Origin of the sequence: Leptolyngbya iicbica LK, assembly GCF_004212215.1 — a bacterium.
GTDB classification, from domain to species: Bacteria; Cyanobacteriota; Cyanobacteriia; order Phormidesmidales; family Phormidesmidaceae; genus Halomicronema; species Halomicronema iicbica.
The window spans coordinates 786919-798919 of the sequence record NZ_QVFV01000002.1 but is presented as its reverse complement, the minus strand read 5'-3'; the positions used below and the strand labels follow the sequence as shown (position 1 = coordinate 798919).

The window sequence follows — 12001 nt, the reverse complement described above, 5'->3', positions numbered from 1 at the left end:
TTCCTTTTTAATCGAGTCTGTTGAATCTTGAGACTCATTGCGAGCCCCTCCTTTTAGGAGGGGCTTTTTGCTGCGCTCAAAACGCTTTTTATCATTAGTATTTGCTGCCAATGAGCCGCGATCGCGACGCTCAGTCTGGTTTTAGCCTGCTGTTTGAAATCGCCCGTTGCCACCCCAAAATTGCAGATTACTGGGGGGAGATCCCACACGGGTTGCCTCGTTCAAAATATGGCTTTAGGAATATTTTCAGGACATCTCGCCAAGAATGAAGAAGTTCGGTTCTAAACTTGCCAACTTGAGAGACTTTAAGTAATCAACCCAGCTGTCGTTCGGATCCGACAGTCTCTCCCCAGTTAATCGGTTATGCTCCGCGGTCAACGCCGCGATCGCCTCACAGATTTGCTAAGAAAAGCAACACAAAGATACGAAGAAGAGTCACTTGCCAAAACTTTTCTAAAGCTTGTTCGCGTCTTAACAAACTTTGGATATGGTTAAATCAACTACAATTTATCAACCATAAGACAAATGAGTTCATTTGATATTAGCGATCGCGACTACACCTTCAAACTCGGTGATTACGTTAGTCGCGGCTGGGAAATTTTCAAGTCAAATGCCTTACCTTTTGTAGGCTTTACGTTACTGACTTTCGTGGGGTTGGGGCTGCTTTCAGCCATTCTTCCCTTCCCGCTCGGAAGTGGTGATTTCGAAGATGGCCAGGGAGGCATCGGTATTGTCAGCAGCATTCTGATGAATTTGCTGATCCCTGGAATCTATATTGTGGCGTTTCAAATTGCGCGCAATCGCCCCACCGCATTCGCTGATTTCTTCAAAGGGTTTAATCGCGCCTTGCCAATTTTAGTGCTGGCGATCTTAAGTGGCCTGTTGATTGGTGTCGCTTTCCTTTGTCTCATTCTGCCGGGTATTTATTTGGCAGTTGCTTACATGTTTGCTTTGCCCCTGCTGTTGGACAAACAGTTGGACTTTTGGCCCGCAATGGAAACTAGCCGCAAACTCATTACTAAAAAATGGTTCTCATTTTTTGCGTTTTCGCTGGTGCTGGGCTTGATTAATATTGCCGGCGCACTGTGCCTTGGCGTTGGTTTACTGGTGACTTTTCCGCTCACCATTTGCGCTCAGATTGCTGCTTACGAAGATATCGTGGGGCTCAACTCTGTGGCTGACAGCGAGCCTACCGATACGATTTAGTTTCGCGACCCATCACCCATTGGATACAGGGCAGGGACTAACGTCTCTGCTCTTTTTCATGCATAGCAATCCGCAGTCAGGTGCCGAGAGCCCAAAAGTTTAAGGCATGGGCATTGAAACTTAAGTGTGGATAGCCGTCTCGGCTCGTATCTGTTTAGCGTTCCGCAGAATCCCCTCCACTGGAGGGGTGTCCGCAGGGCGGGGTGGGTTTACCCCTTTGAGTTACAGGGCCGACCCCCCCCTTCGCCCCACCCAAGAGGGGATTCAGTACTGAATGAGTGGATTGACGCTAATCAGATACCTCGGCTGTCCCGGCGCAGGCGTCTTACCTGCGCGATAAAACTGGGATTTTATAAAATCCTGCTTCCTCAGCTCCTCGTTTTTCTGCCCAAGAGATGTTCGACGCGATCTGCACAACGCTATAGTCGCCCCCGTTCGTGGCGAAGTAAATCAGGTTAAAGCATCCTGTTCTAGCTGGCGGGCGATCGCAATCATCGTTTGGGTCAGCGGATGCTTGGGATGATGTAGACAAAAAATGCCCCGGCTGGCGAGTCCGGCTAATTCTTCGGTGAGATAGAGAATCCCCGCAACGGGATAATCGTAAGTATTTTCCAGCATTTGCTTCACCACTTTGGTCTCAATGGTGGGTAAAACCAGTGAGGGCACCAGCCACGTTTTCGAGATTTCCAATTGCTCGATGATTTCGATCAGGACGGCGGTCCGTTGTAAATCATAGGGATCAAGCTGCATCAAAATCAGGGCGCTGTCTGCTAATGAAAGCCCCATTAAATTTTTGTCGCTCAATTCCGGTTGATTATCCACCAGCCAAAAGTCTAAGGCGAGTTCCTCGCCCAGTTGTTGCAGCAGTTCATAGGGTTTTTCTAAGTCATACTGCTGCGGCATGGCTCGCTGTGCGGTGTGGCCTTGAGCTAGGTAGCGGGCGAGCGAGCTGATATAAATCCCGGCGGTCGTATCTGGGGGCGCATCGCCGTGGAGGTAGCGCTCTGCTTTGAGGCGTTCTGGCGATCGCTCATCGGACTGTAGCCACCAATAAGCGACGGCATCGGTCGAGGTATCGGTCTCTAAGCCAAATAGCGATCGCATGCCCCCTACTTGCAGGTCGGTATCCAGCAGCCCGACCCGATAGCCGCAATGCATCAGAATGACGGCTAAATTGGCAACTAAATGAGAGCAACCAATACCGTGACGGCAAGCTTGAAGGGCGATCAGTCTGGCCATTAGCTTAAGTTGCCGTTCCCATCGCAACGGCAGTTACAACCCTGAACCTGGGGAAATCAATATGGAGGATGTGGGAGCAACCTGAGAACAGACGATTGAGCCTCCCTTTGTGAAGCTTATCATCGGCCACCAGCATCATCCTCAGCACATATTACGGGACAGCTTGGATAATGGCTCAAGTGTAGCTTCATATCATCATTTCTCCACTTAAGTCATTGTTTGGAACTTATCTGCGGCGAGCCTGTAGCTTTTGGTAAACCGCCTTGAGATCGACTTGGTGATGAGCGAGCGCGACGAGGGTGTGATAAAACAGGTCGGCGACTTCTCCGGCGATCGCCTCGGGGTCATCATCTTTGCAGGCCATGACCACTTCGGCCCCTTCTTCGCCGATCTTTTTGAGGATTTTGTTATCGCCGCCCTGCAACAGCTTATTGGTGTAAGACTCGGCTTGGGGATGCTGCTGGCGATCGCAAATCACTGCAAAGACTTGAGACAGCGTGTCAGCCGGGGGCGCCGTCACTGTGCCCGCAATTTGGTGAAAGCAACTGCGCTCGCCCGTGTGGCAGGCAATATCGCCTTCCTGTTCCACCGTTATGAGCAGCGCATCACTGTCGCAGTCATACCGTACCGTCTGCACTTTTTGTAAATGGCCCGAAGTCGCCCCTTTATGCCACAGCTCTTGACGTGAGCGGCTCCAAAACCAGGTTTCGCCGGTCTCCAAGGTCTTCTGTAGTGAGGTGGCATTCATCCAGGCCATCATTAGCACGGTGCCGTCGAGATAGTCTTGCACGATGGCGGGCACTAACCCCTGGTCGTTGTAACGGATGGCGTCGATGGGAATAGCCGTGGCAGATAAAGACATGGGCGATCGCAATACACATTAGCGTCCCTATTATCCTCTTTTGCGCCCCCCGCCGTTAACTCCCCTTGGCGGCCAAGGCAAAAATGGGTTGGGCTTGCGTTTTGCCCTTGAGGCTCATCACCCCCAGCGGCACTGTGGTGAAATCGGCTTGAATCTGCTCTGCCATCACCTGATTCATCCAAATTTCGTTTTCTCCGGCGCGGCTCATAATCCGGGATGCTGTATTCACCGTATCGCCTAGCACGTTGAACTCTCGCCGACCGCGCCGCTCGCCAATCTCGGCCGCAAATACAGAGCCGTATGTAAGGCCAATGCGACAGGTCAGCTGAATGGGTTGGCCTTGGACGATGGGCGGCTTGATCGAGCTCACCACATCGCGAATCATCAGCATCGCAGCCGCCGCTCGATGAGGATCACTCTCGTCAGGATTTAGCACCCCAAAATGGATCAACATTTCTGACCCAATCGAGTGGTAAGTGACCTTTTGCAAAATTCCGCCCTTCAGTTCAACAATGCCGTTGATGAGGGAAAACGCCTGGGAAAAGCAATCAACGATCGCCGCCGTTTCTTCGGGCAACGCTTTATCGACCGACTCGGGCAACCCCATCAAGTTGACGAAAGCTACCGCAATGGTGGGAAATGCCGGAGGAATGCGGCGCTCTGACGCGGTATCCACAATGAGCTGCAACACCGATCGCGGCATGTAGCTGGCCAGCGGTTCCACCCGGTGCAGCACCGTGTCAATTTCTTCCAGCAGGCCGGAAACGGTGCGGTCAAAAAACATGGACGTGCTGCGACGGCGAGCCACCGTGATTTCGTATTCACCCAGTTCTTCATCGCTGAGATCATCCAACACCAGCCAATGGAGATCATCCCCATTGGGGAGCAGGGCTACGCGATCGCCTAACTGTGCTTTGACCGCTGAAGTCAGCGACACCTGCTGAATGCTGCCGGCGCCTTCGGCCTGTTTGGCGAGTGTGACCGCTTGTCCTAACAAGACATGGGCCATCCGCTGGGGGGTGCCAATATCAGCGGTAATATATCGGCCCGAGTGAATCCCCACGCGCATGTATAGCGACAGCTCCCCCCGAAAGGTGGCAATTTGTTGAAAACTATCCATGGCTCGCTGCATCCGCAAGCCCGTGTTGATCGCCTGGACAATATCGCGCTGCGGATCGCCGGTATTAAACTGCACCAGCAGGGCATCACCTGTAAATTCCAGCAAGTTGCCGCTCGACTTGCTGATGATCTCAATCATGCTGGAGAAATAATTATTCAAGACCCGCAGCAACAGCTCTGCACCATCCATACCCTCTGCCGAGCAGGCTTCGAGGAGGGGGGTAAAGCCAGCGAGATCAGTAAAGAGGAGGGTGCCTTCTTGCCAGCCATAGCGCTGCTGCCCCGGCTCGGGGGGGGTATCCCACACATCACGGGGCACGTAGTCGATTAAGACGTGCTGTAGGGTCCGCAAATGTTCGAATACTTTGGTCAGCATGGCGGGCGACGGATCGACCCAGGCCGCAGCGTATAAATCGGTCGGCAACAGCCATCGGAGCTGCCGTTCTAACGTCGACAAAGGGTGAGTCTGGGTATCGGCCACCGCACAAGGCCCCTGAGCATTCATCCGGAGATTCCCTCAAAGTTAACAGACTCTACAAGTCCAATCGTGGTTAATCCGGCGATTTCCGCAGGATCGAGCCTGGTTAATTTCCTGTGTACCCAAGAAAGTCGCGAGATTTTACAAATTGCCTACAGAATGTCACATTGCGCCGATGGGGAAGGCGATCGCGTCCTTGTCAGCGGATCCAATCCACTACTCAGGAAACATTAATGCCTGTTCAGCGTGTTAGAGGCTGGCATTGCTTGATTCAGTAAGTTTAGAAACCTGATGCGTATGTCAGATTGGGCAAAGGTAAAAAGATTTGCGGAGGCAGCAAGTTGAAAACGATTGGGCTACTGGGCGGCATGAGTTGGGAAAGTACGGTGACGTATTATCAACTCATCAATGAAGGGGTGAAAGCGCGACTGGGGGGGCTGCATTCCGCCAAGATTGTGCTGCACAGCGTGGACTTTCACGAGATTGAGGGGCTGCAACGTCAGGGCGACTGGGAAGCGGCTGGGGCTGTGCTGGCGCAGGCGGGGCGATCGCTCCAATTAGCGGGCGCGGAATTTCTCGTCATTTGCACCAACACTATGCACAAGGTCGTGCCCGCGATCGCGGCCGCCATTGACATCCCGATTTTGCACATTGCTGATGCCACTGCCGCTGCCATCACGGCTCAGGGCATTCAGACTGTCGGTTTGCTCGGTACCCAGTTCACCATGGAGCAGACCTTTTACAAACATCGCCTGATTGAGCGACATGGGTTAACCGTGCTCGTGCCTGAGGCGAGCGATCGCGCCGTCATTCACCGCATCATCTACGACGAACTTTGCCAGGGCATGATCGAACGGACCTCTCGTGATGCCTATCTCGCCTTCATCGATAAACTGCAACAGCAGGGGGCACAAGCCATCATTGCGGGCTGCACCGAAATCACTTTGCTGATTAACGCCGCCGACCTGAGTATCCCTCTCTTTGACACGACCGCGCTCCACGCAGCAGCGGCGGTGGAATATGCCTTGGCGGATGCGCCCCTAACTTCAGACTCGTCAGGCTTATGAGAATATTGGGCTCCCGCCAGCGCCAGCGGTTTGGCGAGCATCAATCAGAGCCCGTCAACTGGGGAAATTCAACCACCGTTATCGGTTTGGGGTGGGGGCGATAAGATTTCAACCGTTCCTGTACGACCGTCTAAACGGATGAGTTGCCCGTCGTGAAACTGCTGGGTGGCCTGCTCGATATTCATCACGGCAGGGATGCCGTATTCCCGCGCGACGATCGCCCCGTGAGATAAGCGCCCCCCCACTTCGGCGACCAAGCCTGCTGCCTGGGCCAGCACCGGAGCCCACCCCGCATCAGTGTAGGGCACCACGAGAATCGTCTGCGGTGCGAGCTTTTCGGTCAGCTTGAGGGAGGTCAGCACTTTGACGGGGCCTTGCACCTGTCCGGCACTGGCCCCAATTCCCTGCAAGACGCCTTCTTGTAGCGGCTGAGTCGTCGCGCTGTTGGACGGATCGGGCGGTGGGTCGTCGCCGTACACCACAAACGGCACCGAGGAAAATGCTTCGTGTTGGGCAAATTGCGATCGCCGCTCGGCGACTAATGCCTGCATTGATTGCTGGGTTTCTAACCCGGTTTTGAGGTCGCGGTAGGTGAGGAAGAAGGTATCCCCTGGCTGGTCGATTAGGGTACGAGCGATCGCGGCTTGTTCCAGGGCCAACAGGCTCCATCGCAGTTCGGCCAGCAATCGCAGATAGACTTCCGCGACCCTGCCTTTGAGATTAAGGCGCGGCTGCACCTGGCGATATCGCCACCCGGTCTGGTTGGTAGAAGACTCGCTAGTCTCGGGGTCGCGCTCTCTGTTGGTGGTCGGTGGCGACAGTAAGAATTGCAAAAACAAGTCGCGCACCGGCTGCGGATCTTCGTACCAGGTGGGCACGGCAATGTCGGTACCCACTTCGCTCAGGTAGCCGTAGCGGTGGGCGATCGCGTCAAGTTGCTGGCTCACCGCTTCACCGTCGGGTAGTTGGGTTAATGCCGTCCACACTTGATCGGGGGACTGATCAGCAGCGATCGCGGATATTTGTTCCACCAATTTTGGGGACTGCGATCGGGTGGTCTTTGCCAATCCCTTCACCGCTTGGATGGAGGCAACTTCGGGCTGCTGACTTTGATCCAGCGCCGTTTCCGGAATTTTGAACAGGCTGCGGCGCAGGGCAAAGCCTAACGGAGCCAGAATGTTGTAATAGGTCGCGCGATTCAACTGGGTCAAAATCAGCTCAATGCGGCTCAAGCATTCCTCAACGCTGAGGCTCGAAGCGGGCTGTTTTGCAAGTTGGGTCAGGGTGGGGATAAAGTTGATGCGATCGTCCTGCTGGAAGTCTTGCAGTAAGGTCCATTCTCGCTTGATCAGCCGCAGGAGACCGGGCACATTTTTCAGGGTGCTGGCGATCGGCGGTTTGCTGAATTTGGCCCCCATGGTGAGAAATTCCAAACTCTCGGGGGGCAAGCCCATGCGGCGAAAGATGTCGCCCAGCAGCGTGGCGTTGAAGTAGGCGCGGGAATAGTGCAGCGTTGCCGTGTCTTCAAAATTGAGCCCGGTGGCCCGTGACCCCAACACGATAGTGAAAATTTCTCCCCAGACGCCACAGGTGAGCGGGCGATTGATCGACCACGTCAGGGGCCGAATGACGCCGGGAATCACTTCGGCGGCGATTTTGCGCGTCCAAATCGGGGGCAGGGTCGTGATGGGGCGGGCTTGCAGCAGCCACAGCATCTCGCCGTCAAAGCTCCATTCAATATCTTGGGGAATGCCGTGATAGTGCCGCTCTAGGTGGCGAGCCAACAACGCGACTTGTTGAATGAGCGCCGACGGGATGGCGGCATCGTTAGCAGGGGGAGTCGGCAGGGTGGCGAGGTCACCGGGAGCGATCGCCTCTACCTCGGTCTCCGACACCGTCACTTGATACTGCTCTGGGGTGACCTGCCCCGACACGACTTGGTCGGCTCCGCCCGCCAGGGCTTCGACCACAACGGCAGCACCGGGCTCTACTGGGTCGCGACTAAACGCCACACCAGAATATTGACCTTGAATTTGCGGCTGCACTAACAGCGCCAGCCCTGCTTGATCGGCGAGGCCGCGATCGCGGCGATATTGCACAGCTCCTTCCCGATGGTAGGCGGCTCGGCATTGCTCGATCGCTGCTTCTAGTCCAGTCGCATCGGTGATCTGCGCAATTGACTCGTACTGCCCCGCCCCCGAGGCTTCCAAGCTGTCTTCATCCACCGCTGACGACCGCACAATCCACCGCTGCTGCCAGGGCTCCGGCTCGACTTTTTCCAAATGCTGAATCAGCGATCGCGCGGCAGCCCCCATGGGCAACACCCAGCCCCTGGGCACGGCGTAGCCCGCCTGTTTGAGCTGCGCCAGCGTCGCGGCCTTGTGGCCCATTTGCGCGACCTGGGGTTTGTCGTTGAGTGACCCAATCACATCCCGTCCTCTCAGGTATTGGAACATCTTACGAGAGTTGTCAGTAGGGGCGGGGGCAGCCAGGGCTAAGTCGTCGGGCAGTAGCTGATAAATGCCCGCAATCAACAGACTCAGGACGGTCGCGGCCGCGATCGCTCCCGGCTGCTCGGGTCGCCGCACCGCCTCCAAAATGGGGAGCATGGCCAACACCCCTAGCCGCGCGAACTGGCGCTGGCGCACGACGGAAAATAGAATGCCCGACAAGACGAAGACGGTGGCCGCAATTACCCAGTCATGGGCCACATAGCCCCACACCACATTAGTGGTGCCTGCCCCGCGCCCCACGATAAAGCGACCTAACACTAACGCAATCAGCGCCATGATTTCCCACGCCTCGACCCCAGGGAACAGCGATCGCGCCAGCAGCACCACAGCAATGCCTTTCAGCGCTTCCGACAACACGGCCAACAGGCCGATCCGCGTGCCCCCGTGGTAAAACGCCGCCGAGACGCTGATGTTGCCCGTGCCGAGGGTCGCCAAGTTTTGCTTCGTTAGGCCCTGCACCAGCCAAGCGATGATCGGCAACCCGCCAATCGCAAAGGCGATCGCACATAGTCCCCCAGCGGCTACAGGTGTCGGCAATGTCATTTTCCCAATGCTTGAGCGTCGATCATCACCGATACAGTAACGCGATCTTCAGGTGGTGCCTCTGCCCATCGGTCAAAAAGGGCGATCGCGCTGGCAATAACGGCGATAACAACATTTTTTAATGACTCACAATCTGAATGCCCGGGTACATTGAGAGTGCTGATTGGCGATGCGACTGCGATGGACTCTTCGACCCCGCGAATTGCGCTATTGATCGACGCGGACAATGCTCCGGCTTCCAAGATTGAACTGGTGTTTGAACGCATCGGTCGGTTGGGGACGATTCGAGTGCGCCGCGCCTACGGCAATTGGAAAAAGGATCACCTGCAAGGCTGGGCCAAAATTTTGCATAAACATGCGATCGTCCCCATTCAGCAGTTTGACTATGTGACGGGCAAAAACGCGACGGATATTGCCCTCGCGATCGATGCGATGGATTTGCTGCAAACCATGCGGCCAGAGATTTATGGCATCGTGGCTGGGGATAGTGACTACACGCCGCTGGTGGTGCGACTCATAGCCTCAGGGGCTAAAGTGTTTGGCTTTGGCCGCGTCAAAACTGCCTCCATCGCCTTTCAAGAAGCCTGCACGGAATTTATTCCCCTAGATGATGCGCCCAAAGCGGCAGTGCTCAGCCCCTTGACTAGCAATGGTGGCAAACGCATTGCCCCCGCGATGGGGACGAATGGGGGCACGAGTGCGCCAGTTTCTTTGACGGTGGTAGAGTCAGCTCCGGCGATCGATGAGTTGCCACTCAAGGTGTTTTCCGATGCCATCAAGCAAAATCAGCAAGCTTCAGGCTGGGCCGATGTGAAATCGATTGGGGCCTATCTGAGCCAGCGCAAAATCGTGAAAGCCGCCTACAACGTGAATCGTTGGGCCAGCTTTTACAAAAAATATCCCGCCCTGTTTGAAGTGCAAGAGCTGGACGGCAAAACTATGGTGCGTCTGCTGCCAGAACAGTACGGATAGAGGACATCTTTATTCGACTAATCGAGAACCACATTTGCCACTAGATAGGAGCAAAAAAGAACTCATGACACAAATGGAACCTTTATAGACTCAGCAGTAAAACTGTAAGCCAATGCTATCTCTGTGTTACTCGATAAAACAATCGGCAATCCACCCTAGCTGGTTTGCACTTAACTGATTTTTGGCTGCAGTTTCCAGGGAGCGCCTCAAGAAAGTTTCGTTAATAGCTTCATGCCAAATTACGTTATCACCATGAGCAGTATTCCCGGTCAAAAATACGCACTCGCCCACTGGAATCACTCCTTTTATAACTAAAGTCGATAAACTAGGCGCTTCACGAAAGTTGGCGCTTCCTGCATATTTTCCATTGCAGGAGTTTGGAATACAAACTCGATTCTGACTGAAGCGTTCAGAGGATTCTGGAGGCACCTCAGGCAGTGGGTCTAAAGTTACTTTAGGCGATGAATCCAAAGTTACTTTAGGTGGCGTATCTGGAGTTGCCTCAGGCAATGGGTCTGGAATTTCATCAGATGACTGTTCCCCGAGATTAATGACCAGGTTTTCAAGAAGGCTTTCAAATAACTTGATCGTTATGGGAATGGAAATTGTTAACGCTATGGAGATACTAATAATTGTTGTTCTGACAGTAATAAAAGTTAAATCTGGCTTAGGTTTTGAAGGGGCATCTTTTTCTAATCGCGTCTTTAAATGATGTCCAGGTGGAATCATTCTACAGCACCACACTAACAGCTGAATTTTCAGCAATTTTAATCAAAGAGCAAATATCCTGACTGCTGAAACCGAAAAGTTAACAAAATTAAACTTTTTATTTTTATTGATAAGGAAATAGATTGTGTCCCTTTTGAGTAGAGATCCTCTGATTCGCACGAGCTTTTTTACTGGAATTGAACGTTATGATTACCGGCCAATAATCAATCTCGAAGGTGTGGCTAGTTCTCAAGAATTTTGTTTTCTGAAAGAATCAACCTGGGAATTAGAGTTCCAAATGAGGTGTCGCTGATGATGAGCTTTCCACGCTTTAGGATTTGGCCCCACCGGAATGATGCCCCCCGGATTGAGGGGAAACAGGTTGCCGTAATAGTCACGGCGGACGGTATCGAGATCGCAGGTGGCGGCGACTCCGGGCTGTTGATAAAGGTCACGGGCATAGGGCCAGAGGTGGGCATAGTCGCGCAGTCGCTGCCGATCGCACTTAAACAGCCCGTGATATACCGCATCAAACCGAAACAGCGTCGGGAATAACCGTACATCGGCCAGGGTCAGGCGATCGCCACAGAGATAACGTTGCGTGGCTAACTGCTGGTCGATCACATCCAAGGTGTCAAACAATTCCTGGCAGGCCGACTCGTAGGCTGTCTGAGATCGGGCAAAGCCGCAGCGATAAACGCCATTATTCACCGCGTGGTAAATGCGATCGTTCCAGCGATCGATGGCCTCTCGCAAATCGACTGGATAGAGATCTAAGTCCGGATTTGTCGCGAACTCATTAAACGCCGTGTTGAGCAGCTTGATAATTTCTGCGCTTTCGTTGTTCACTACTGTGCGGGTTTGCGTGTCCCACAGGACGGGAACGGTGCTGCGTCCCGAATAGCCTGCCTGTGCAGTTTGGTACAGTTCTGGCAGCGATCGCCACTCCGATCCCGGGTTGTCAAATAGCCAGAATCCCTCGTTGGGAGATGGCGACACCCGCCAGAGGGGAATAACATTTTCCAACCCTTTCAAGGCGCGAGTCACCAGGGTACGATGCGCCCAGGGACAGCCCATACCCACAATCAGTCGATAGCGACCCGACTCGGGTGGATAGTCCCCGTCTGCACTGACAACGTGGCGAAACTCACTGGACGGCCGCGTGTATGCGCCCTGATCATCACTGGGAGCCAGCCGCGACATCATCACTTGCCACATCGTCTGCCAGACGGTTTTGCCGAGTTGCACAATCAACCCTGGCGGCAGACTTGCTTTGATTTTGGGACGAGCCATA

Annotated in this window: 9 protein-coding genes; 3 read left to right on the top strand and 6 right to left on the bottom strand. The window is 54.1% G+C overall.

All coding sequences use genetic code 11. The features are described 5' to 3' along the window. Positions 1 to 525: 525 nt before the first annotated feature. Positions 526 to 1206, top strand: coding sequence for a DUF2189 domain-containing protein (locus DYY88_RS10555; RefSeq protein ID WP_039728073.1), 681 nt, complete (start codon positions 526 to 528; stop codon positions 1204 to 1206). A gap of 450 nt (positions 1207 to 1656) precedes the next feature. On the opposite strand, the gene DYY88_RS10550 is transcribed toward DYY88_RS10555, so the two are convergent. The 3 genes from DYY88_RS10550 to DYY88_RS10540 all read right to left on the bottom strand — a co-directional run bounded on the left by DYY88_RS10550 (position 1657) and on the right by DYY88_RS10540 (position 4931). After that, complete coding sequence (locus tag DYY88_RS10550; RefSeq protein ID WP_039728074.1) at positions 1657 to 2445, bottom strand: MinD/ParA family ATP-binding protein; 789 nt, start codon at positions 2443 to 2445, stop codon at positions 1657 to 1659. 226 nt (positions 2446 to 2671) lie between these two features. After that, complete coding sequence (hisIE, locus tag DYY88_RS10545; protein ID WP_039728075.1) at positions 2672 to 3307, bottom strand: bifunctional phosphoribosyl-AMP cyclohydrolase/phosphoribosyl-ATP diphosphatase HisIE; 636 nt, start codon at positions 3305 to 3307, stop codon at positions 2672 to 2674. Positions 3308 to 3362: 55 nt separating this feature from the next. Beyond that, positions 3363 to 4931: an adenylate/guanylate cyclase domain-containing protein gene (locus DYY88_RS10540; protein WP_039728076.1), complete on the bottom strand. Its 1569-nt coding sequence runs from the start codon at positions 4929 to 4931 to the stop codon at positions 3363 to 3365. Between the two features lie 314 nt (positions 4932 to 5245). Between DYY88_RS10540 and DYY88_RS10535 the strand changes: the two genes are divergently transcribed. Continuing rightward, a complete protein-coding gene (locus DYY88_RS10535; RefSeq protein ID WP_039730153.1) occupies positions 5246 to 5971 on the top strand; it encodes an aspartate/glutamate racemase family protein in 726 nt (241 codons plus the stop codon). Between the two features lie 68 nt (positions 5972 to 6039). Here DYY88_RS10535 and DYY88_RS10530 read toward each other — a convergent pair whose 3' ends face one another. Further along, positions 6040 to 9027, bottom strand: a complete 2988-nt coding sequence (locus DYY88_RS10530) for a glycerol-3-phosphate acyltransferase (protein WP_039728077.1) — start codon at positions 9025 to 9027, stop codon at positions 6040 to 6042. A gap of 180 nt (positions 9028 to 9207) precedes the next feature. Between DYY88_RS10530 and DYY88_RS10525 the strand changes: the two genes are divergently transcribed. Continuing rightward, positions 9208 to 9999 (top strand): NYN domain-containing protein, encoded by a 792-nt coding sequence (locus DYY88_RS10525; RefSeq protein ID WP_039730154.1) that lies wholly within the window; start codon positions 9208 to 9210, stop codon positions 9997 to 9999. Positions 10000 to 10125: 126 nt separating this feature from the next. On the opposite strand, the gene DYY88_RS10520 is transcribed toward DYY88_RS10525, so the two are convergent. Both DYY88_RS10520 and DYY88_RS10515 read right to left on the bottom strand, forming a co-directional pair. After that, positions 10126 to 10728 (bottom strand): hypothetical protein, encoded by a 603-nt coding sequence (locus DYY88_RS10520; RefSeq protein WP_130199396.1) that lies wholly within the window; start codon positions 10726 to 10728, stop codon positions 10126 to 10128. Between the two features lie 228 nt (positions 10729 to 10956). Continuing rightward, entirely contained in the window at positions 10957 to 12000 is a 1044-nt protein-coding gene (locus tag DYY88_RS10515; protein WP_044151324.1) for a glutathione S-transferase family protein, read from the bottom strand. Position 12001: the final 1 nt, after the last annotated feature.

Excerpts from the sequence above, each read along its gene's own strand:
- DYY88_RS10555 (WP_039728073.1), top strand. The coding sequence starts at position 526 with ATGAGTTCATTTGATATTAGCGATCGCGACTACACCTTCAAACTCGGT.
- DYY88_RS10550 (WP_039728074.1), bottom strand. The coding sequence starts at position 2,445 with ATGGCCAGACTGATCGCCCTTCAAGCTTGCCGTCACGGTATTGGTTGC.
- hisIE (WP_039728075.1), bottom strand. The coding sequence starts at position 3,307 with ATGTCTTTATCTGCCACGGCTATTCCCATCGACGCCATCCGTTACAAC.
- DYY88_RS10540 (WP_039728076.1), bottom strand. The coding sequence starts at position 4,931 with ATGAATGCTCAGGGGCCTTGTGCGGTGGCCGATACCCAGACTCACCCT.
- DYY88_RS10530 (WP_039728077.1), bottom strand. The coding sequence starts at position 9,027 with ATGACATTGCCGACACCTGTAGCCGCTGGGGGACTATGTGCGATCGCC.
- DYY88_RS10525 (WP_039730154.1), top strand. The coding sequence starts at position 9,208 with ATGGACTCTTCGACCCCGCGAATTGCGCTATTGATCGACGCGGACAAT.
- DYY88_RS10520 (WP_130199396.1), bottom strand. The coding sequence starts at position 10,728 with ATGATTCCACCTGGACATCATTTAAAGACGCGATTAGAAAAAGATGCC.
- DYY88_RS10515 (WP_044151324.1), bottom strand. The coding sequence starts at position 12,000 with ATGGCTCGTCCCAAAATCAAAGCAAGTCTGCCGCCAGGGTTGATTGTG.